This window comes from Mycobacterium intracellulare ATCC 13950, assembly GCF_000277125.1.
GTDB classification, from domain to species: domain Bacteria; phylum Actinomycetota; class Actinomycetes; order Mycobacteriales; family Mycobacteriaceae; genus Mycobacterium; species Mycobacterium intracellulare.
Genome location: NC_016946.1, coordinates 4,922,270 through 4,943,605, shown reverse-complemented (window position 1 = coordinate 4,943,605; position 21,336 = coordinate 4,922,270). Strand labels below are relative to the sequence as shown.

At 68.6% G+C, this 21,336-nt stretch carries 16 protein-coding genes and 1 tRNA gene; 11 read left to right on the top strand and 6 right to left on the bottom strand.

The window, feature by feature from the left end; translation table 11 throughout:
* Window positions 1-91: 91 nt before the first annotated feature.
* Window positions 92-2,554, top strand: a complete 2,463-nt coding sequence (locus OCU_RS47870) for an N-6 DNA methylase (RefSeq protein WP_014381318.1) — start codon at window positions 92-94, stop codon at window positions 2,552-2,554.
* Window positions 2,555-2,628: 74 nt separating this feature from the next.
* Here the strand turns inward: OCU_RS47870 and OCU_RS47865 are convergent.
* Window positions 2,629-2,702 (bottom strand) — tRNA-Gly (locus OCU_RS47865).
* 172 nt (window positions 2,703-2,874) lie between these two features.
* Between OCU_RS47865 and OCU_RS47860 the strand changes: the two genes are divergently transcribed.
* The 7 genes from OCU_RS47860 (at window position 2,875) to OCU_RS47830 (ending at window position 11,195) form a co-directional block, all read left to right on the top strand.
* Window positions 2,875-3,510, top strand: coding sequence for a hypothetical protein (locus OCU_RS47860; protein WP_193375127.1), 636 nt, complete (start codon window positions 2,875-2,877; stop codon window positions 3,508-3,510).
* A 29-nt stretch (window positions 3,511-3,539) separates the two neighbouring features.
* Window positions 3,540-4,112: a dCTP deaminase gene (gene dcd, locus OCU_RS47855; protein ID WP_008261591.1), complete on the top strand. Its 573-nt coding sequence runs from the start codon at window positions 3,540-3,542 to the stop codon at window positions 4,110-4,112.
* 48 nt (window positions 4,113-4,160) lie between these two features.
* Window positions 4,161-6,302, top strand: coding sequence for a DUF7159 family protein (locus tag OCU_RS47850; RefSeq protein ID WP_014381316.1), 2,142 nt, complete (start codon window positions 4,161-4,163; stop codon window positions 6,300-6,302).
* Window positions 6,303-6,472: 170 nt separating this feature from the next.
* On the top strand, window positions 6,473-7,573 hold the full coding sequence (locus OCU_RS47845; RefSeq protein WP_014381315.1) for a DUF7159 family protein: 1,101 nt from the start codon (window positions 6,473-6,475) through the stop codon (window positions 7,571-7,573).
* Between the two features lie 164 nt (window positions 7,574-7,737).
* Window positions 7,738-9,198, top strand: a complete 1,461-nt coding sequence (locus OCU_RS47840; protein WP_416188422.1) for a DUF7159 family protein — start codon at window positions 7,738-7,740, stop codon at window positions 9,196-9,198.
* 95 nt (window positions 9,199-9,293) lie between these two features.
* Window positions 9,294-10,619 (top strand): UDP-glucose dehydrogenase family protein, encoded by a 1,326-nt coding sequence (locus OCU_RS47835; RefSeq protein ID WP_008261583.1) that lies wholly within the window; start codon window positions 9,294-9,296, stop codon window positions 10,617-10,619.
* Window positions 10,620-10,733: 114 nt separating this feature from the next.
* The gene (locus OCU_RS47830) at window positions 10,734-11,195 is read left to right on the top strand and encodes a TauD/TfdA dioxygenase family protein (RefSeq protein ID WP_009954011.1); all 462 of its coding nucleotides are present in this window, start codon (window positions 10,734-10,736) and stop codon (window positions 11,193-11,195) included.
* Window positions 11,196-11,213: 18 nt separating this feature from the next.
* Here OCU_RS47830 and OCU_RS47825 read toward each other — a convergent pair whose 3' ends face one another.
* Together OCU_RS47825 and OCU_RS47820 are read right to left on the bottom strand one after the other, a co-directional pair.
* Window positions 11,214-12,536 carry an MFS transporter gene (locus OCU_RS47825; RefSeq protein ID WP_009954012.1) on the bottom strand — a complete coding sequence of 441 codons (1,323 nt, stop codon included), beginning with the start codon at window positions 12,534-12,536 and terminating at the stop codon, window positions 11,214-11,216.
* A 239-nt stretch (window positions 12,537-12,775) separates the two neighbouring features.
* Window positions 12,776-13,432: a class I SAM-dependent methyltransferase gene (locus OCU_RS47820; RefSeq protein WP_009954013.1), complete on the bottom strand. Its 657-nt coding sequence runs from the start codon at window positions 13,430-13,432 to the stop codon at window positions 12,776-12,778.
* A 100-nt stretch (window positions 13,433-13,532) separates the two neighbouring features.
* On the opposite strand from OCU_RS47820, the gene OCU_RS47815 reads away from it, so the two are divergent.
* Genes OCU_RS47815 through rfbA form a run of 3 tightly spaced genes read left to right on the top strand, consistent with a single transcriptional unit; the run spans window position 13,533 to window position 15,591 of the window.
* A complete protein-coding gene (locus tag OCU_RS47815; RefSeq protein ID WP_009954014.1) occupies window positions 13,533-14,288 on the top strand; it encodes a maleylpyruvate isomerase family mycothiol-dependent enzyme in 756 nt (251 codons plus the stop codon).
* A gap of 29 nt (window positions 14,289-14,317) precedes the next feature.
* Window positions 14,318-14,692: a nuclear transport factor 2 family protein gene (locus OCU_RS47810; RefSeq protein ID WP_009954015.1), complete on the top strand. Its 375-nt coding sequence runs from the start codon at window positions 14,318-14,320 to the stop codon at window positions 14,690-14,692.
* 23 nt (window positions 14,693-14,715) lie between these two features.
* Complete coding sequence (gene rfbA, locus OCU_RS47805) at window positions 14,716-15,591, top strand: glucose-1-phosphate thymidylyltransferase RfbA (RefSeq protein ID WP_008261569.1); 876 nt, start codon at window positions 14,716-14,718, stop codon at window positions 15,589-15,591.
* On the opposite strand, the gene OCU_RS47800 is transcribed toward rfbA, so the two are convergent.
* From OCU_RS47800 to OCU_RS47790, 3 genes are read right to left on the bottom strand one after another with little or no spacing between them, the layout of a single operon-like run.
* Window positions 15,588-16,853, bottom strand: a complete 1,266-nt coding sequence (locus OCU_RS47800) for a YibE/F family protein (RefSeq protein ID WP_009954016.1) — start codon at window positions 16,851-16,853, stop codon at window positions 15,588-15,590. The two genes, rfbA and OCU_RS47800, sit on opposite strands and share 4 nt — an antisense overlap.
* Before the next feature lie 32 nt (window positions 16,854-16,885).
* Window positions 16,886-18,190: a pyridoxal phosphate-dependent aminotransferase gene (locus OCU_RS47795; RefSeq protein ID WP_009954017.1), complete on the bottom strand. Its 1,305-nt coding sequence runs from the start codon at window positions 18,188-18,190 to the stop codon at window positions 16,886-16,888.
* A gap of 32 nt (window positions 18,191-18,222) precedes the next feature.
* Window positions 18,223-21,189 carry a (Fe-S)-binding protein gene (locus OCU_RS47790; RefSeq protein ID WP_168162064.1) on the bottom strand — a complete coding sequence of 989 codons (2,967 nt, stop codon included), beginning with the start codon at window positions 21,187-21,189 and terminating at the stop codon, window positions 18,223-18,225.
* Window positions 21,190-21,336 lie beyond the last annotated feature (147 nt).

The following is a 21,336-nucleotide window of genomic DNA, read 5'->3' as shown; positions in this document are numbered from 1 at the left end:
ATAACTCATGCGATCTACCCGATCGCATGCTTGACAACCCGTTCGCACGATGGCAGGCTGCCATCAGATTCCAGAACGAACGGGAGACAGCATGATCCTCAACAACGAGGAGGACGTGAAGATCCACGCCCTGCCGAAGGTGCTCAAGGCGCTTGGGTACGACACGAAGCGGATTGCGTACAACCAGACGCTGAAGGCGAAGCAGGGCCGCAAGACCAAGGACATCTTTGCCGACGCGGTGGTGTTCGCCGACGACGCGCGCACGTTGCCCTTGGTGGTCGTGGAGACGAAGGGGCCGGAGGAGAGTCTCACCGAAGGCGACAGGGACCAGGCGGTGTCCTACGCGCGGCTGCTGACCCCGATTGCCCCGCTGGCTCTCGTCTACAACGGCAGCGTCGGCGGCACCAAGGCGTACAACGTGTTGTCGAAGGACCTGCTGCCCGACGGGCTGCCGGCCATGAAGGAGGCCATCAAGCTGGCTTCCAAGACGGCGAAGCCGGATCAGCAGGAGCAGTTGAAAGCTGCTGCGGTACAAGAAACCTTCAGGGTTGAGAACGTGGAGGAATTCAAGCGCATTCTCCGCGCCAGCCACAACGTCATCCGTAACAACGAGGGGTACGACCCGACGAAGGCGTTCGATGAGCTCTCGAAGGTTATGTTCACCAAGCTCTACGAGGAGCGCGACGGCAAGAACCGGTTCAGCTTGCAGCAGTTCGATATCTTCGCGAGCGCGGGCGTCTCAATCCTCGACACCATCTTCGACGAGACCAAGAAGTCCAAGAAGTACTCGGGTCTGTTCACCGATTCGGCCACGATCGAGCTGTCCGAGCGGACCAAGCGGGAGTTGGTCAAGCAGTTCGAGAAGTACGACCTGTCCAAGACCGGCTTCGATGTGAAAGGCGAAGCGTTCGAACATTTCTTGGGCGACACCTTCACCGGTGGCTTGGGCCAGTACTTCACACCGAGGAACGTCGTCACGTTCATCGTGGACGCTGTCGACCCGGGGCCTGGCGACAAGGTGATCGACCCGTTCAGCGGCACCGGCGGGTTTCTCATCAGCCACCACGGGCGCGCGGCAGGGCAGATCAACTCGACCAAGTTGTCGAAGAAGGCTAAGGAGGACGCGCTGCGCCACCTCGCCGAGGACTGCATCTTCGGCATCGACTGGAACGAGCGGACTTCCTTGGCTTGCCGCATGAACATGGTGGTGCACGGTGACGGCGACGCGGGGCGCCACATCTTCCGGCAGTCGGGTTTCGTGGATGTCCACGATGGCGCTGGCGAGAACATCGTGGGCGACAACGTATTCGATGTCTGCCTCACCAACCCGCCCTTTGGGTCGGCCGAGACGGACACGGACGTGCTCGGCAGCTTTACCGTGTCGAACGGACGCAAGTCGATCGAACGCGCCGCGCTCGCCCTGGAGCGCACCATCCGGCTCGTGAAGCCGGGCGGTCGCATCGGCATCATCATCATGGACGGCATCCTCAACAACTCCAGCACCGCCAACATCCGGGAGTACGTGCTGCAGAACACCGAGGTGCTCGGCCTCATCAGCCTGCCGCCCGAGACGTTCGAGGGCTACGGCGGTCGCTCCGATACCACTGTCTTGTTCCTGCGGAAGAAGGAACAGCCTGACGACGGTCAGCAGGACGAAGAGACGTTCATGGCTGTCTGCCGCAACTCGGGGTATGCCCCCAACGGCGCGGAGATCGCCGGGAATGAGCTGCCCGAGATTCTTGCGCAGTATCGGCGGTGGCTGCAGGGCAAGGAGATCGAGGGCGTCAATGTCTGGGCGTGCCCGGTAGAGGACCGGTTGGACCCGAAGTTCTACTGGCGGCCGCACATCACGGTGTCCGACACCCCGGTGGAGGAGGTCAACGAGACCGTGCTGGCCGTGGCCGGCAATCTGCACGCGGAACTGCAGAGCATCCGCGACGAACTCAAGGTGCTGGACGAGGTGTCCGACTTCCGGAACGTGAAGTTGGGCGAGTTGTTCGAGGAAGTGCGCGAACCGGTCGCCGCTGAGGCCGACAAGACGTACGACCTGGCTGGTGTCCGGTGGTGGGGCGGTGGATCGTTTATCCGCGAGTCCAAGCTGGGCCGCGAGATCAAGGGCGGTGCCCGGCTGAACAAGCTCGCTGCCGGCACCTTGATCTACAACCGGCTGTTTGCGTTCCGTGGTTCATTCGGGATCGTGTCGGCGGAGTGCGACGGCGCGTATGCGTCCGTCGAGTTCCCGACCTTCCGTGTACGGGACGAGGTGTCGGAACCCACCCTGGTGATGCGGTACGTGGTCCACGCGCTGAACTCGCCGCAGTACCTGTCCGTGGTGGACGCGAAGTCCAGCGGGTCCACCAAGACGAGCCGGAACCGGTTCAAGCAGGAATCGTTCAACGCGCTGCCGGTGATGGTTCCCGAGAAGGCGGACGACCTCGCCCGGTACGTCACGCTGCTCGACCGACTGGACACGCTGCGGCGTTTCGCCAACGAGGTGCTGGAGGGCGAGAAGATGCTCCGCCAGGCGATCGCGACGCAGCTGCCGATGCCGTGACGTCGGGTACGGGACCGATACGGGACCGCCGCTTCGGCGACAGCGTCCCGTTCCACGGTCCGCCCTGGTCATCCTGGAGCCGATGACGGGAATCGAACCCGCGTATTCAGCTTGGGAAGCTGATGTTCTGCCATTGAACTACATCGGCACAGTCGCCTCAGCAGGCTAGCATCCAACGGCAGGCGCGCTCACCCGCGCGGGCGCCTGACCTCCGCCTACCTCCCGATTAAGAGCACAACCGCGAAATCTAAGACGCCCATCTAACTATTCTCATAACGCTCAGATTTATTATTTCGTTATCGCAACGTAATGTGCTCCGGGTGGGTCGACACGAATTAGCCAGGAAGCGACGTAAACCGTCAGTGGCCCTGGCTGCGGTGCTCGCCCCCGCGGCGGTGTTCTTCGCGGTGTCCGCCGACGTCCATCCATTTGCACCGCACAACCAGGCCAAACCCGTTATCAGCGAGCCCGCCCCCTGTTGCGTGCAAATCGTGACAGCCGCGTCGAAGCGGCCCGCTAAAGCGCTGGTTGACGGGGAGCCCGCCGCGGCATCGCGCTACCACACGCGATCGCGCTTCCTGCCCGCCGGCGTCGCGCCGGAGCAGGGCCTACAGGTCCGCACGATCTTGGTCGAGCGCAGCATCAGCGCGGAGTTCCCCCAGATCCACGAGATCGGTGGGGTGCGCCCGGATTCGCTGCCCTGGCATCCCCGCGGGTTGGCGCTCGACGTCATGATCCCCAACCCCGGCAGCGCGGAGGGCATCGCGCTGGGAAACTCCATCGTCGCCTACGTGATGCAGAACGCCACCCGGTTCGGGATCCAGGACGCGATCTGGCGCGGCGTCTACTACACCCCCGGCGGAGCGCAGGCCAGCCGGCTCGGCCACTACGACCACGTGCACGTCACGACCACCGGCGGCGGATATCCGACCGGCGACGAGGTCTATCTCCGCTGAACCCGCTGCGCAGCAGATAGGCTCGTCGCGTGCTGCTCTCCGATCGCGACCTCAGGGCCGAAATCAGCGCCAGCCGGTTGGGCATCGACCCCTTCGACGACGCCCTGGTGCAGCCGTCCAGCATCGACGTTCGCCTCGACTGCATGTTCCGGGTGTTCAACAACACCCGCTACACCCACATCGACCCGGCCAAGCAGCAGGACGAGCTGACCACCCTGGTCGAGCCCGTCGAGGGGGAGCCGTTCGTGCTGCATCCCGGCGAGTTCGTGCTCGGCTCGACGCTGGAGCTCATCACCTTGCCCGAGGACCTCGCGGGACGGCTGGAGGGCAAGTCGTCGCTGGGCCGCCTCGGCCTGCTGACGCATTCGACCGCCGGCTTCATCGATCCCGGCTTCAGCGGTCACATCACCCTCGAACTGTCCAACGTCGCGAACCTGCCGATCACGCTGTGGCCGGGCATGAAGATCGGTCAGCTGTGCATCTTGCGGTTGACCAGCCCGGCCGAACACCCTTACGGCAGTTCGCGAGTGGGCTCGAAGTACCAGGGCCAGCGAGGACCCACGCCGTCGCGCTCCTATCAGAACTTCATATCGTCTACATAGGTTCTGCGGGGCCCGCTCGCACCCGTTCTGCGCGATACTTAGTTAGCCATGGTTTTTACCTCCACCTGGCCGTGGTTCACCGCAATGCCTTTGGAGGGGTTTGTTTTGGATATCGTGCTCGGGGTGTCGATGGCACCGTCGTCGATCCAAATGGTTGTCCTGCAAGGCGAATACGCCGACGGCGCCACGGTAGAAGAGGACGCGATCGACGTCACCGGCGCCGACGACGCGGCGACCGTGAGCGCGTCCGACCGGGTCATCTCGGCAATCTTGGGCACCCGCGAGGGTGCCGCCGATGCCGGCCTCGAGCTGTCGTCCATCGGGGTGACGTGGACCGACCAGTTCGAAGCTGCCGCCCTGCGCGACGCGCTGACCGCTCACCGGCTCGACAACGTGATGCTGGTCTCGGCGTTTCTCGCCGCGGCGGCGCTCGCGCAAAACGTCGGCGGCGCAATGGGTTACGAACGCACCGCCGTCCTCCTGGTGGAGCCCGATACCGCCACGCTGGCCGTCGTGGAGACCTCCGACGGCTCCATCCCCGATGTGTACAAGCAGCAGATCCGTGCCGAGTCCTACGGCGCCGCCGCCGAGCAACTCAGCGGAATGGTCGCCGGGCTGGAGAAGCTCGAATACCGCCCGGACGGGCTGTTCGTGGTGGGCTCGGGCGTCGATGTCGGCCCGTTGAAGCCGGCGCTGCAGACGACGACGGCGCTCGACGTGAGCGTGGCCGAGGAGCCGGAGACGGCGCTGGCCCGCGGCGCGGCGCTGGCGTCGGCGAACGCCCCGCTGTTCGCCTCCTCGACCGCGGCGCTGGCCTATGCGCAGGACCCCGGCACCGGCGCCGTCGACCAGCACTCACTGCCCGAATACCTCTATGTCCCGTTCGGTCCCGACGACGGCGACGACGAGCTCGCCTACAGCGCGGTGGCCGATGAGGACGCCGACTCGCCGACCGTGGTCATCGAACGGCTCTTCCTTCCCGAAGAGAGTCAGCCGCAGCGGCGGCCGGCCCTGCTGATCGGCAGCGGGCTGGCGGTGGCCGGCATCAGCGCGGTGTTGGCGCTCGAGATCGCGCTCGCGATCGGGATCCGCACGACGGGCACCGTCGCATTGCAGCCCACCCCGAACCAGCACCTGATCGTTCCCACCGAGCAGGCGCCGGCGCCCGTGCAGGCGTCCGCGCCGGAGCCGAAGATCAGCCTGCCGGCCCCGGTGGCGGCCCCCAAGCCGTTGAATCCCCCGGTCGCGGCCCCGCTGCCCGCGCCTCCGCCGCCGGAAGCCCCTCCCGTACCGGCGGCGCCGCCGGTGGTCCCCGTTCCCGTCGTGGTTCCGCCCCTTCCCGTTCCGGTGCCGGTGCGCATCCCGGTTCCCAACCCGGTGGTAAGGCCGCCGCTGTTCGAGGCACCGCCGCGTGTGTCGATCCCTCAACCGGCGCGGCCGCAACCGCCGGTGCAAATTCCTCAGCCGCCGACGCCCCCGAAGGTGGGCGGCACCGTTCCGCAGTCGCCGCCCCATCAAACGCCTCCCGGTGAAGGCACCCCGCCCAAGCCGGGCGCTCCGGGTAACTCCGGTGGCGGTCACGTGCCGACGCCGGGTTCGGGTGGCTCCGGCGGAGGCCACGTGCCGACACCCGGCTCGGGTGGTTCCGGTGGCGGCCACGTCCCGACGCCCGGGTCGGGTGGCTCCGGCGGAGGCCACGTGCCGACGCCCGGCTCGGGTGGTTCCGGTGGCGGCCATGTCCCGACGCCGGGTTCGGGTGGTTCCGGCGGAGGCCACGTGCCGACGCCCGGTTCTGGAGGTGGCCATGTCCCGACGCCGGGTTCGGGTGGTTCGGGTGGCGGCCATGTCCCGACGCCCGGTTCGGGCGGCGGCGTACCGAAGCCTGGTGGGGGCGGCCCGGGCGGACTCGGCGGCGGCCACGCTCCTGCGCCCGGCGGAGGACTTGGCGGCGGTCACGCTCCTGCTCCTGGCGGCGGACTTGGCGGCGGCCACGCTCCTGCGCCCGGCGGCGGACTTGGCGGTGGCCACGCTGCGCCGGCGCCTAGAGGCGGCGCTGGCTTCGGCGGCGGGCATAGCGGCGGTGGCCTGGGTGGCTTCGGCGGCGGCCACAGCGGCGGCGGCCTGGGCGGGTTCGGCGGTGGTCACGGTGGCGGCGGCGGTCACGGCGGCGGTGGCGGCGGCCACAAATAGCCTCGGTTTGCCGAGCCTCCCCCCACCAAGCGGCGCATGGGGCACACCTTCGGCGGTCACGGCCACCGATAACTCAGCAAGCTAGGGTGGCGTCGCGAACCCCCATGCGGCGCCGGCGCGGCTGTGCTGGCGCAGCACAGCAACCAAGCGTCTGGCGATTTGGAGGAGCGGTGGAGGTCGTACTCGGTGTGTCGATGGCACCGGAGACAGTCCGCATGGTGCTCGTCGAAGGCGCTGCCGCGGGCGGGGTGACCGTCGATCAGGACGGCTTCGACGTCGTCGGCGATCCGACCCCAGCTGCCGCCGCGGATCACGTCGTCGCGACCATTCTCGGCACCCGCGACAGCGCGGCCCAGGGTGGTTACCAGCTCAAATCGAGCGGAGTGAGCTGGACCGACCCGGCCGAGGCGGCGGCCCTGCGAGATGTGTTGGCGGCGCGCAGGATCGAGAACGTGATGCTGGTCTCGGCGGTGATGGCCGCCGCGGCGCTGGCGCAGGCGATGGGCAGCGCGACCAACTGGGCCCGCACGGCGTTGCTGCTCGTCGAACCCACCAGCGCGACCCTCGCGGTCGTCGACACCTCCAACGGGACCGTCACCGACGTGCACCGGCACCCGCTGCCCGGCCGCGACGACGTCGCGCTGGCGAAGCTGACGGCGATGGTCTCGGGCGCCGAATCAATGAGGGCGCGGCCTGACGGGCTGTTCCTCGTCGGCTCGGACGTGGACATCCCGTTGATCAAGCCAACGCTCGAGGCCGCCACGTCGCTCTCGGTGACCACGCCCGAGGAACCCGAGATGGCCCTGGCCCGGGGTGCCTCGCTGGCCGCGGCGAACGCACGGTTGGGCGCGCCGCGGACGATCACGATGCCGTCCGCGCGGATTTCCTCGACCGAGGCGGCCGGGTCAAACCCCGACGCGCGGGCCGCCCGGTCACGCGAGCGGCACAGCCGAAAGCCGGCGGCCACCGTCGCGCTCGTGATGACCATTTTCGTCACCGGCTTCGTCGCGTTGGCGCTCGCGCTCCTCTTCGGCCGCGATCCGGGCACGGACAAACCACCGGAGGTCAGCACGAACGTCGTCGCTCCGCAGGCCCCGTCGCCCCCGAATACCGGCCCGCCCCCGCCGTCGGCCCCTGCGCCGGCGCCGCCCGAAGCGCCGACGCCCGACGCGCCCCAGGCACCTGCGCCGTCCCCGCCGCAATCCGGCGACCACCCACACTGGGACGACTGGCTGCATCGCCATTTGGGGCCCGATTTTCCGGTCCCCTAGCCCCGCCGCGGACGGGTCCCGGCCCACCCCCCGGCCGCCGAACACGCGTAAAATCGGGGCACTAGGGGAATAACGGTGGGGACTCAGCGATGTCACGCGCCATCATTTCGTGCGACGGCGACGCCCTCACCGCGAATGACTAGCAACCGACTATTGGAGGAGCTTTGGACACCGTACTTGGTGTGTCGATGGCGCCGACCGCAGTCCGGATGGTGCTGGTCGAGGGGGAAAACGGCGACGGTGCGACCGTCGATGAAGACAATTTCGACGTGACGACGTCCACTGACGCAGCAACTGTCACCGCCTCGGACCAGGTAGTCTCCGCCATCTTGGGGACGCGTCAGGGCGCAGCGGAGGGTGGCTACCAACTGGCGTCGACCGGGGTCACCTTCACCGACCCCGTCGAGGCGGCCGCGCTGCGCGACAAGCTCGCCGCCCACAAGGTCGAAAATGTGATGCTGGTCTCGGCCTTCCTGGCCGCGGCCGCGCTGGCCCAAGCGGTCGGCCACCGAACCAACTACGCGCAGACCGCGCTGCTCTACATCGAGCCCGAAACCGCGACGCTGGCGATCGTCGACAGCGCCGACGGATCCATCGCCGACGTCCGGCGCCAGGTTCTCCCCGAAGACGACGAGGCGGCCGTCGCCGAGCTGACGCGGCTGGTCTCCGGTGCGGAGAACATGGAAAGCCGCCCGGACGCCGTGTTCGTCGTGGGCTCCGGCATCGACATCCCGCTGATCAAGCCCGCGCTGGAGGCGGCGACCACCCTGCCGTTGACGGCGGCCGAGGAACCGGAAACGGCGCTGGCCCGCGGCGCCGCGCTGGCGTCGGCGCATGCCCCGCTGTTCGCGTCGTCCACCGCCGCCCTGGCATACGCGCAGGATCCCGGCACCGGCGCAATCAATCCGCTGGCGGTGGCGCCCGGCTACTTCGACGCGCCCGGCGACGCCGGGGTGGATGCCCTGGCCTATAGCGCCGTGCCCGACGACCCCGACGACTTCTTCACCGGCTCGCAGACCGCGGCGACCGAGCTCGTCGGCGCGGAATATCGTGGGCGCAACTTCAAGTTGGTGGGCAGCGCCGTGGCGGCGGTCTTCGTCATCGGCGTGGTGGCGCTGGTCGTCTCACTGGCCATCGCCATCCGCCCGACGGCGAATGTGCGGCCCAGCCCGAATGAGAACGTCGTGGTCGCGCCCACCCGGCCCGCCCCGGCGCCCGCGGCCCCGGCGCCTGCCCAGGCGCCCGCGGCTCCCGCGCCCGCCCCGGAGGCCCCGGCGCCCGTTCCAGAGGCTCCCGCCCCGGCTCCGGCCGCCCCGGCTCCGGCCCCGGTGGCGCCCGCGCCGATCCCGGTTCCGGCGGCCCCGCCGCCCGCTCCCGCTCCGCCGCCGGTCGCGCCCGTTCCGGTGCCGATCCCGCTGCCGATCCCAGGCATCGGCGGTCCGCCCGGTGGCGGGTGGGGCCCCGGTCACGGCGGAGGCCACGGGGACCACGACGACGGCTTCCCCGGTGGCCCGCGCGGCGGCTTCGGCGGCGGGCCGCGCGGCGGTTTCGGCGGTGGCCACGGTCACGGCGGATTCGGCGGGGGTGGCCCACGCATCAACATCCCGGGCATCCCGGGGATTTAATAGGCCGGCGGAGCGGCGGCCACCCGTCATCTTCCGTTGCCTCCCGCTTAGCCCGGCGACGCGGTTAGCTCATCGGGGTCGCTTACACCAGTGGTATGCGATGCACCGTGTTCGGCACGGGATACCTCGGTGCCACCCACGCGGTCGGGATGGCGGCGCTCGGACACGACGTCCTCGGGATCGACATCGACCCGGGCAAGGTGGCCAAGCTCGCCGGGGGTGACATCCCCTTTTACGAGCCAGGCTTGCGAAAGTTGTTGAACGAGAACCTGGCTGCGGGACGGCTGCGGTTCACCACCGACTACGACGCGGCCGCCGACTTCGCCGACCTGCACTTCCTGGGCGTGGGCACACCGCAGAAGAAGGGCGAATACGGCGCCGATCTGCGCCACGTCTATGCCGTGATCGACGAGTTGGTGCCCCGGTTGACCAGTTCGGCGGTGCTGGTGGGCAAATCGACGGTCCCGGTGGGCACCGCGGCCGAGTTGAACCAACGTGCCGCCGCGCTGGCGCCGCGCGGGGTGGACGTCGAAATCGCCTGGAATCCGGAGTTTCTGCGCGAGGGCTACGCGGTGCAGGACACCCTGCGCCCGGACCGCATTGTGCTTGGGGTCCACCAGGATTCGGTGCGCGCCGAGGCCGCCGTTCGTGAGCTGTACGGCCCGCTGCTGGACGCGGGGGTGCCGTTCCTGGTGACGGATCTGCAAACCGCGGAGTTGGTCAAGGTCTCCGCCAATGCCTTTCTGGCGACGAAGATCTCGTTCATCAACGCCATTTCCGAGGTGTGCGAGGCGGCCGGCGCGGACGTCAGCCTGCTGGCGGATGCGCTCGGATACGATCCCCGCATCGGACGCCAATTCCTCAACGCCGGTTTGGGTTTCGGCGGTGGCTGCCTGCCCAAGGACATCCGGGCATTCATGGCGCGCGCCGGCGAACTCGGGGCCGACCAGGCGCTGACGTTCCTGCGTGAGGTGGACAGCATCAACATGCGTCGCCGCACCCGGATGGTGGAACTGGCCAGCGCGGCGTGCGGCGGATCGCTGCTGGGCGCCAACGTCGCGGTGCTCGGCGCGGCGTTCAAGCCCGAATCCGACGACGTGCGCGACTCGCCCGCCCTCAACGTGGCGGGGCAACTGCAGCTCAACGGCGCCGCGGTCAACGTCTATGACCCCAAGGCGCTGGACAACGCGCAGCGCCTGTTCCCGACCCTGAACTATGCGGTCTCGGTCGAAGAGGCCTGCGAGCGCGCGGATGCCGTGCTGGTGCTCACCGAGTGGCGGCAATTCGTCGAGCTCGATCCCGACGACCTGGCCGACGGGGTGCGCGCCCGCGTCATCGTCGACGGCCGCAACTGCCTGGACACCGCCCGCTGGCAGCGGGCGGGCTGGCGGGTATATCGGCTCGGCGCCCCGCGACCGTAGGGACACAAGAGCGGGCTTTCCTTCAGTCCGATTTCAACCGCTCTCGCGGGATCGGATCGTCGTTACCCTCAAAAGTCCGACACCGTAGGTGTCTACCAAGGCCTTTCACCACTGGTGCGTGGGTTCATCGACGGGCTTCGCGCCGAGCACCGGTTCGGTGCCACGCTGGCCTTCGAACGCAGCGCCGAGAAGATCGGCGAGCTGGTTCGCGGCAAGCCGTTGGCGGCAATCCATCCGGTGGTGCGGGTGCACCCCGAGACCAACGAGCGCGTGGTGTATGTCAACCAGTTCTTCACCAAGGAGATCGTCGACCTGTCCCCGCGGGAGAGTCGTCACGTCCTGGGCCTGTTGTTCGAGCAGATCTCCCGCCCGGAGTATTCGGTTCGATTCAAGTGGGAGCCGGGAAGCGTTGCGTTCTGGGACAATCGGGCCACGTTGCATCTCGCGCCGCGCGACTTCGAGCATCTCGATCACGAGCGCGTGCTGCATCGGACCACGCTGGTCGGCGACATCCCGGTCGGCCCGGACGGGCGCCCATCGGAGCCGTTGGAGGGCCAGTTCTTTGGGGCCGCCTGACAGGGCGTGGGCCCGACCTCACCGGCTCCGGTGCGACCACAGCAGGCCGAGCACCCCGAACGCCGCCACCGCGGTGGTGGTCAGCGCTACCGGCCACAACGCCCCGCCCACGTGGGCGATCACCGAGGTGAGCAGCAACGGGATGAGTCCGCCGATGATGGTGGAACTCTGGCCGGACAACGACATTCCGGTGTAGCGGACCCGGGCCGGGAAGGACTCGGCGAGGTATTTGGGCAACGCGCCCCATACGACCCACATCGGCGCGCCGATCAAGGTCTCGGTGATCAGCAGCGCCGCCACCGTCGAGGAGGCGGAGAGGACGGCCAGCAGCCCCGCCGTTGGCAACACGAGCAATCCGAGTAGGCCCGCTCGGACCACCCGCGGCGCGCCGACCCGATCGGCGAGCCAGCCGCCCAGCAGCGTCAGCACCCAGAATACGGTGACGTGCACGGCGGAGATGCCCAGCAGCACCGACGAGGCCGGCAGGGCAAGGCTTTTGGTGCCGTAGCCGGTGAGGAAGACGGTCTCGACGAAGAACGGGACGGTCACGCCGCCCAAATAGACCCCGAAGCAGACCAGCATCGTGCGACCGTGCTGACGCACCGCCTCGCGCAACGGGAAACGCGACAGTTCGCCGCTGCGGTGCAGCGCGGTGAACTCCGGCGATTCCATCACCCGCAACCGAATGAACAGGCCGACCACGCTCAGCGCGATCCCGAACAGGAACGGCACCCGCCAACCCCACGTCACGAAACTGTGCTCGCTCAGCAACGAGGCCAGGATGAACAGCGAGCCGGTGGCCAACCCCTGGCCCAGGGTCGCCCCGGTCTGCACCAGCGATCCCCAGAAACCGCTGCGGTGTGGCGGGCTGGTCTCGGTGACCACCAGGACCGCGCCGGCCCATTCGCCGCCGAGCCCCACCCCCTGAAGAAACCGCAACAACACCAGCAGCGCGGGTGCCGACCACCCTATCGCGCTGTAGCTGGGCAGCAGCCCGATCAGAAACGACGGGATGCCCATGATCAAAAGCGTTGCCACCAGCATCTTCTTGCGTCCGAGGCGGTCACCCAAGTGCCCGAAGACGACCCCGCCCAGCGGGCGGGCGACGAACCCCACCGCGAAAGTGCCAAGTGCGGCAAGCACACCGGCCGTGGCCGAGGCGCGCGGGAAGAACAGCGGACCGAAGACCAGGGTGGCCGCGAAGCCGTAGAGGAAGAAGTCGTACCACTCCAGCACGCTGCCCGCGAGACTGGCCAGCGCCACCCGGCGCATGTCCGGGACGGGCGCCGCCTCTTCGGGCGGGGTCGCCGCCCGGCTGCTTTCCTGCTCTGCGATCGTCATCGAGGTCTCCGAATGGTCGGCCGGTCATGCTCCGCGCACCCGCGCCGGCGATCGAAATGACCGGCGCGAGTGGGGCATCGCGGCGAGTACGACCGTCCGGAGCCCCTGCCCAGTTCAGCGCCATGGCGCGCGATTGACGACGGTTGAAATCAGCTTGAAAGCAACTGATTACGCGGCACAGTCCGATTTCGGAGGAATCCGGCGCGCGTCACCGTCATGAAATATGTTGCGGCTCGGCGCTATTGGCCGGCCCGGGCGTGCAGCATGGCTCGGGGGTATTCCCCGCCATCTCGAGAAAGGTCGATCCGAACGTGCTCGAACCCGGCCGACCGGAGCGCGTCGGCCACCGGCGCAGCGTCGGAGAGTGCGCGAAACGGCAACGCGGCGGCGACATCGTCGGCGTAATGGTGGCCCGCCACGTGCGGGTTCAGCGAGACGTCGGCGATCAGCGTCGCGTCCGGGGCCAACACCCGCCGCCACTCCGCGAAGGCCTTCTCCGGTTCGAGCAAGGTCCAGATGAAGTGCCGCGCCGTCAGCGCGTCGAAGCTGGCGTCGGGGAACGGCAGCTCTTCGGTGACACCCTCCACGAACTCGACAGTCGCGGCGGTGGCGGCGGCCTTGGCGCGGGCCCGGGCCAACATCGCCTCGGAGGCATCCACGCCGGTCACCCGGTGGCCGAGCTCGCTCAGCAACAACGCGACAAAGCCCGTGCCCGTGGCGATATCGAGCACCCGCGAACGCTCGGGGATTGCGCTCAGCGCCGCCGTCCACAGTCGACGTTCCGGCTCCGAGGAGATACCGTGCGCGGCCCGCTGGTCATATTCCGAACCCTCGCGCTCCCAAAACGCGCGGATCGCCGCGTGCGCGTCCGGGAGGCCCGCGCTGTCAGCAAGCACGGCGCCTGGTCCATCGTCTCGTCATCGACGACAGTCTGCAGGGCGCGGGATCCCCACGGCAAGGCGAGCGGGCGCGGCCCACGCGAGTAGCCTGACCGGCGTGGACTACGCCGGCGCATTCCTCGACCAGAACCGGGCTTTCGCGGAGCTGTTCGACGGTGCCGACGAGTCCACGCCGGTGCCCACCTGCCCGGAGTGGACCCTGCGGCAGCTGTTCCGCCACGTCGGGCGCGGCGACCGCTGGGCGGCCCAGATCGTGCGCGACCGGCTCGAGAGCTACCTCGACCCCCGCACCGTGGAGGGCGGCAAGCCGCCGCCCGACCCCGCCGACGCGATCTCCTGGCTCCACGGCGGCGCCCAACGGCTGGTGGACGCCGTCGAGCTGACCGGGGTGGAGACGCCGGTCTGGACGTTCCTCGGGCCGCGCCCGGCGAACTGGTGGATCCGGCGCCGGCTGCACGAGGTGGCCGTGCACCGGGCCGACGCCGCGATCGCGCTGGGCACCGATTTCGCCCTCGAGCCCGACATCGCGGCCGACGGGATCACCGAATGGCTGGAGCGGGTCGCGATCCAGGCGGGCGGCCAGGGGGCGCCGCTTCCCCTCGAGGACGGGACCACCCTGCACCTGCATGCCACCGACCCCGGCCTCGGCGAGGCCGGGGAGTGGACGGCCGCCGTCGATCAGGGCCGGGTCACGTGGTCGCACGAGCACGGCAAGGGCAGCGTGGCACTGCGCGGCGGCGCCACCGAGCTGCTGCTGGCGATTTTGCGCCGGCGCCCGCTGGCCGACACGGGCGTCCAACTGTTCGGGGACGAAGCCGTGTGGGAGCGCTGGTTGGACCGTACGCCGCTCTAGCCGCGGCGCCGCACGGTAATTTGCACACCATGACCACATCGGAGATCGCCACCGTTCTGGCATGGCACGACGCCCTCAACGCCGCGGACATCGAGACCTTGGCCTCCCTGTCCAGCGACGACATCGAGATGGGCGACGCGCACGGGGCCGCACAGGGCCACGAGGCGCTGCGCAGCTGGGCCGCCTCGCATCGGCCGGCGACCGAGCTCGGCCGCATGTATGTGCACGACGGTGTCGTCGCCGTCGAACTCAAACCCGGCAGCACCGGCGATCCGGGGGCCGCCACCGACGCCGCGCTGACGTTCCGGGTGGTGCGCGACCACGTCACCTCCGTGTTCCGGCACGACAGCCTCGCGTCGGCGCTGGCGGCCACCGAGCTCACCGAATCCGACGCCGTCGACTAGGACCACAGGCACAGGAGCTATCCATGCGCGGAATCATCTTGGCCGGCGGGTCGGGCACCCGCCTGCATCCGATCACCACGGGCATCAGCAAGCAGTTGCTGCCGGTCTACGACAAACCGATGGTCTACTACCCGCTGTCCACCCTGATGATGGCCGGAATCCGCGACATCCTGGTGATCACCACCCCGCATGACGCGCCGGGATTTCAGCGGCTCCTGGGCGACGGCTCACAATTCGGCGTCAACATCACCTACGTGACACAGGACCGGCCCGACGGTCTGGCCCAGGCGTTCGTTTTGGGCGCCGACCACATCGGCAACGAGTCGGTGGCTTTGGTGTTGGGAGACAACATCTTCTACGGACCGGGACTGGGCACCAGCTTGCGCCGATTCCAAACCATAAGCGGGGGAGCGGTTTTCGCGTACTGGGTGGCCAACCCGTCGGCCTACGGTGTGGTCGAATTCAGCGACGACGGCCTGGCGCTGTCCTTGGAAGAGAAACCCAAGACACCGAAATCCAACTACGCGGTGCCGGGTTTGTACTTCTACGACAACGACGTGATCGAAATCGCCAAGGGGCTCAAGAAATCGGCGCGCGGCGAGTACGAGATCACCGAGGTCAACCAGATCTATCTCAACCGGGGCCGGCTCTCGGTCGAGGTGATGGCCCGCGGCACGGCCTGGCTGGACACGGGCACGTTCGACTCGCTGCTGGACGCCAGCGACTTCGTCCGCACGCTGGAACGACGCCAGGGCCTCAAGGTCAGCGTGCCCGAGGAGGTGGCGTGGCAGCAGGGCTGGATCACCGATGAACAATTGGCGCAGCGCGCGCACAGCCTGCTCAAGTCCGGGTATGGCTCCTATCTGCTGAACCTGTTGGAGCGGAGCCGGTTTCACTAGGCCGGTGGCGGCGGCCCGCTACGCGCGGCTTCGCCGCGCTTACGACCGCCGCTAGGCTTCGCCAGCACCGCCGCGATCCCCGTGGTCAGCGGCACCGACAGCGCCAACGCCATCCCGCCCACCGCCGAGCGGGCGATCTCGATGGCCACGCTCTCCCCGGTCAGCACGTCCGTCAGTGAGCGGTTGGCGACGCTGAACAGCAGCAGCAGCGGCAGCGAACTGCCCGCGTAGGCCAGCACCAGCGTGTAGACGGTACTGGCGATGTGATCGCGCCCCACCCGGATGGCGCCCACGAAGATCGCTCGCCGCGAGCCCCCGAGGCGGGCGAGCTCGAACACCGTCGAGGACTGGGTCACCGTCACATCGTTGAGCACACCCAGCGACCCGATGATGAAACCGGCCAGCAGCAGGCCACCGATCGACACGTTGCCCAGGTACGCGCTGACGGTGGTGTTCTGCTCGTCCGACAGACCGGTGAGATGCGCCAATTGTATTGCCGCCCAAGATAATCCGGCTGCAAGCAGCAGAGCCGACAGGGTGCCCAGCAGCGCGGCGCTGGTCCGCAGGCTGACCCCGTGGGCAAGATAGATGACCGCGTAGAGGATCGCCGCCGACGCCACCAGCGCCACCGGCACCGCGGGGGCGCCGTCCCGCAGGGCCGGCAGCAGAAACATGACCAGCACCACGAACGCGACCAGGATGCCCACCAGCGCGAGCAGCCCGCGCCAGCGCGCCACGGCCACGATCACCACCGCGAACGCGATCGCCAAACCGACCAGCGCCCAACCCCGTTCGAAGTCGTAGAACGCGTAGCTGGTGGCGCCCTGGTCGTCGACCTGGCGCACGACCCGAATGCGGTCGCCCACCGCGAATTTCGGTTGACCCGGCCCGGGGGAGGACTCGAGCAGGGTGGTGGCGCCCGCGTTGGGTCCGGAATCGACGGCGACTTGGGTCAACACGCAGCGCCCGGCGCCGGGCGCTGCGGGCTTGGGCGGGCCGGTGAGGACCTGACTGACCGACGGGCTGCCGCAGTCGCCCAACCCGCTGGACAGCACGTGCCCGGCCTGCGTGCTCACCGCGCCGCCGGACGCGTTCTGCAGCGGCATCGGGATGTCGACGCGCTGCCGACTGGGCCACAACAGGATCGCGCCGACGGCCACCGCCACACCGATCGCGACCAGCAGCCCGACAACGATCCTGGCGGGCAACGGATCGATGCCGGACGGGCCCGGCGGCAGGCTGTGCGAGTGGGAGTGCGTCACCCGGTCGAGCGTAGAGGCGGTTTCCTGGGTGCTTACTGGCGATAGGCGACGAGGAAGTTGCCCAGCCGCTCGATGGCCGCCGCCAGATCGCGGGCCCACGGCAGGGTCACGATGCGCAGGTGATCCGGTGCGGGCCAATTGAAGCCGGTGCCCTGGGTGACCAGAATCTTCTCCTGCAGCAGCAAATCGAGGACGAGCTGCTCGTCGTCGTCGATGTCGTAGACCTCGGGGTCCAGCCGCGGGAAGGCGTAGAGAGCGCCGTCCGGCTTGACGCAGGACACCCCCGGAATCTCGTTGAGCTTGGTCCAGGCGACGTCGCGCTGCTCGAGCAGCCGGCCGCCGGGCAGGACGAGGTCGTCGATGCTCTGGTAGCCGCCCAGGGCGACCTGGATCGCGTGCTGCGCCGGGACATTGGGGCACAGGCGCATGTTGGCCAGCAGGTTGATCCCCTCGATGAAGCTGCCGGCGTGGTCCTTGGGCCCGGTGATCGCCAGCCAGCCGGCCCGATACCCGGCCACCCGGTAGGCCTTGGACAGCCCGTTGAACGTCAGGCACAACATGTCCGGCGCCAGCGAGGCCAGGTTGATGTGCTTGGCGTCGCCGTAGAGGATCTTGTCGTAGATCTCGTCGGCGAGCAGCAGCAGCTCGTGCTTGCGCGCCAATTCGACGATCTGCGTGAGCACTTCGCTGGTGTACACCGCGCCGGTCGGGTTGTTCGGGTTGATCACCACCAGCGCCTTGGTGCGGTCGGTGATCTTGGACTCCATGTCGGCGATGTCGGGCTGCCAGCCCTGCGTCTCGTCGCACAGGTAGTGCACCGGGGTGCCGCCCGCCAGCGACGTCGACGCCGTCCACAGCGGGTAGTCGGGTGACGGGATCAGCACCTCGTCACCGTTGTCGAGCAGGGCCTGCAGCGTCATCGTGATCAGCTCGGAGACCCCGTTGCCCAGGTAGACGTCGTCGACGTCGAAGCGGGGGAATCCGTCGACCAACTCGTAGCGGGTGACCACCGCGCGGCGGGCCGGCAGGATGCCCTGCGAGTCGGAGTAACCCTGCGCGTACGGGAGGGCCTGGATCATGTCGCGCATGATCACGTCGGGCGCCTCGAAGCCGAACGGCGCCGGGTTGCCGATGTTGAGCTTGAGGATGCGATGACCCTCGGCCTCCAGCCGCGCGGCCTGCTGATGTACCGGGCCGCGGATCTCGTACAGGACGTCCTGAAGCTTCGACGACTGCACGAAAGTGCGCTGCTGCCGGTGATGGGCCGACGGGTGCGGTGGCAGCTGATGAGGCAGCTGGTGGGTGGTCACATCACCAATGGTGCCATCACTGTCCACTGAAATTTGCTGTCAAGCGCAAAAATCGCAGGTCAGCGCTTGCCCGGGGGTCGCGCCCCGCGGGCGATGCCCAGGCCTTTGACCGGCGGCTGCGACGGTGCGTCGTCGCCGTCGGCCTGCTTTGCCGACTCCGCTTTCGGTGCCGGCTCGGCCGGCGCCTGTTCGGCGGGCTCGGCTTCTGCTTTCGGCGCCTCGGCTTTCGGGGCCGCCTTCTTGGCGCCGGGTCGTTTGGCGCCCGCGGCGATGCCCAGGCCCTTCACCGGCGCGGCGGGCGCCTTGGCCTCGGGTTCGGCTTCCGGCGCCACTTCGGCCTCGGGTGCTTCGGCCTTGGGGGCCTCGGCCTTCGGGGCCGCCTTCTTGGCGCCGGGTCGCTTGGCGCCCGCGGCCAGGCCCAGGCCCTTCACGGGCGCGGCGGGCGCCTTGGCCTCGGTCTCGGCCTCGGGCGCGGCCGCTTCGGCAGGTGCCTCGGCCTTGGCCGGTGCCGCCTTCTTGGCCCCTGGTTTCTTGGCGCCGCCGGCGATGCCCAGCCCCTTGACCGGGGCGGCCGCTTCGGCCTTGCCTTCCGCGGCGGGCGCGGCTTTCTTGGCCCCGGGTTTCTTGGCGCCGCCGGCGATCCCGAGCCCCTTGACGGGAGCGGCGGGTGCGGCCGCGGCCTTCGGGGCCGCCTCGGCTTGCGCCTCCTCGGCCTCTTCGGCGGGTGCGGTCGCCGTGGCCGTCGCGGCCTTGGGCGCCGCGGCCGCCCGTTTTTCGGCTTCCTTGGCGGCCGTGCCCTTTTCGGGCAGCGTCGCCTTGTCGTATTCGAGGGACGCGAGCAGGATCTGGGCGACGTCGAGCACCTCGACACCGCTGCGCCCGGCCTCCTCCTGCCGGTCGTTGACGCCGTCGGTGACCATCACCCGGCAGAACGGGCACGCGGTGGCGATGGTGGTGGCCCCGGTGGCCAGCGCCTCGTCGACACGCTCGTGGTTGATCCGCTTGCCGATGTGCTCTTCCATCCACATCCGCGCGCCGCCGGCGCCGCAGCAGAAGCTGCGCTCGGCGTGCCGCGGCATCTCGGTCAGGTTCGCCCCAGAGGTCCCGATCAGCTCACGCGGCGCCTCGTAGACCTTGTTGTGCCGGCCCAGGTAGCAGGGGTCGTGGTAGGTGATGTCCTGCGACACCGGCGTCACCGGCACCAGCCTGTTGTCCCGGACCAGCCGGTTGAGCAGCTGGGTGTGGTGCAGCACCGAGTAGTTCGCGCCGAGCTGGCGGTACTCGCGGCCCAGGGTGTTGAAGCAGTGCGGGCAGGTCACCACGATCTTGCGGTCGACGGTCTCGGTGCCCTCGAACAGCCCGTCCAGGGTCTCGACGGCTTGCGCGGCCAGCTGCTGGAATAGGAACTCGTTGCCCGAGCGGCGCGCGGAGTCGCCGTTGCAGGACTCGCCGGTGCCGAGCACCAGGTACTTCACCCCGGCGATGGCCAGCAGCTCGGCGACGGCCTTGGTGGTCTTCTTGGCCTTGTCGTCGTAGGCGCCGGCGCAGCCGACCCAGAACAGGTACTCGTAGCCGTCGAAGCTGTCGACGTCCTCGCCGTAGACCGGCACGTCGAAGTCGACCTCGTCGATCCAGTTGGTGCGGTCCGACGCGTTCTGGCCCCACGGGTTGCCCTTGGTTTCCAGGTTCTTGAACAGCACCGACAGTTCCGAGGGGAACTCGGACTCCATCATCACCTGGTAGCGGCGCATGTCGATGATGTGATCGACGTGCTCGATGTCCACCGGGCACTGCTCGACGCAGGCGCCGCAGGACACGCAGGACCACAGCACGTCGGGGTCGATGACGCCGCCCTGCTCCTCGGTGCCGACCAGCGGCCGGGTGGCCTGCTCCGGGCCGGAACCCATGACGCGGCCGAAGCCCGACTCGGGAACGTGGTGGGCCTCGGCGTGCTCTTCGCCGGACAGCTCCTCGCCGAGCCCGCCCGCCGGCGTGCTCTCCAGTGGGCTCTCCTTGTCACCCAGGATGTAGGGCGCCTTGGCCATCCAGTGGTCGCGCAGGTCCATGATAACGAGCTTGGGGGACAGCGGCTTGCCGGTGTTCCATGCCGGGCACTGCGACTGGCAGCGCCCGCACTCGGTACAGGTGGCGAAGTCCAGCATGGCCTTCCAGCTGAAGTCCTCGACCTTGCCGCGCCCGAATGTCGCGTCGTCGGGCGGGTTTTCGAAGTCGATCGGCTTGCCGTCGTGCTCGAGCGGCAGCAGCGGGCCGAGCCCGTCGGGCAGCCGCTTGAAGATGACGTTGATCGGCGCCGTGAAGATGTGCATGTGCTTGGAGTGCAGCACGATGATCAGGAAGGCCAGCATGACCGCGATGTGCAGCAGCAGGGCCACCGTTTCGATGATCTCGTTGGCGGGCTGCCCCAGCGGGCGCAGGATCGCGCCGAACAGTTGCGACAGGAAGGCCCCGTTGCCGTAGGGCAGCGTGCCGTTGTTGACCGCGGATCCGCGCACCAGCACGTAGGTCCACACGACGTTGAAGATCATGAACAGCACCAGCCAGGCGCCGCCGGTGTGCGAGCCGTAGAACCGGGATGAGCGGCCGATCTCCTTCGGGCTGCGCATCAACCGGATGACGGCGAAGGTGGCGATGCCGAGGAAGACGGCCGTGGCGAAGAAGTCCTGCAGGAAGCCCAGCGCGTCCCACCGCCCGATGAACGGGATGTGGAAGTTGTCCTGGAACAACAGCCCGTAGGCCTCGATGTAGACCGTGAGGAGGATGAAGAAGCCCCACATGGTGAAGAAGTGCGCCAGGCCGGGGATCGACCACTTCAACAGCTTGCGCTGCCCGAAGACCTCGGAGAGCTCGGCCCAGATTCGTTTGCCGGGTTCGTCGGTGTGCCCCGGGGCCGGCTTGCCGGACGTGATCAGCTTGAACAGCCACAGGACCCGTCGTGCGGCGAGCGCGGCCACGACCAGCGTCATGCCCACGCCCACGACCAGCCTGATGAGCATCTGCGTTGTCACAGAAGGTCTCCCCAATGCATAGATAATTCGGCCTGTGCTCTATTTGCCTGCTTAAGCCCCGCTCATAGTTACATCTTCGCGGCTTTCGGCGCGAGAAAGGCTCCCCTAACTTCGGGTTCGTCGGCGCCTCTGGCCTGCTAGTTGATA

Bases quoted from the DNA above. Each gene is read 5' to 3' on its own strand.
- OCU_RS47870 (WP_014381318.1), top strand. From the start codon at position 92: ATGATCCTCAACAACGAGGAGGACGTGAAGATCCACGCCCTGCCGAAG.
- OCU_RS47850 (WP_014381316.1), top strand. From the start codon at position 4,161: ATGGTTTTTACCTCCACCTGGCCGTGGTTCACCGCAATGCCTTTGGAG.
- OCU_RS47835 (WP_008261583.1), top strand. From the start codon at position 9,294: ATGCGATGCACCGTGTTCGGCACGGGATACCTCGGTGCCACCCACGCG.
- OCU_RS47825 (WP_009954012.1), bottom strand. From the start codon at position 12,536: ATGACGATCGCAGAGCAGGAAAGCAGCCGGGCGGCGACCCCGCCCGAA.
- OCU_RS47810 (WP_009954015.1), top strand. From the start codon at position 14,318: ATGACCACATCGGAGATCGCCACCGTTCTGGCATGGCACGACGCCCTC.
- rfbA (WP_008261569.1), top strand. From the start codon at position 14,716: ATGCGCGGAATCATCTTGGCCGGCGGGTCGGGCACCCGCCTGCATCCG.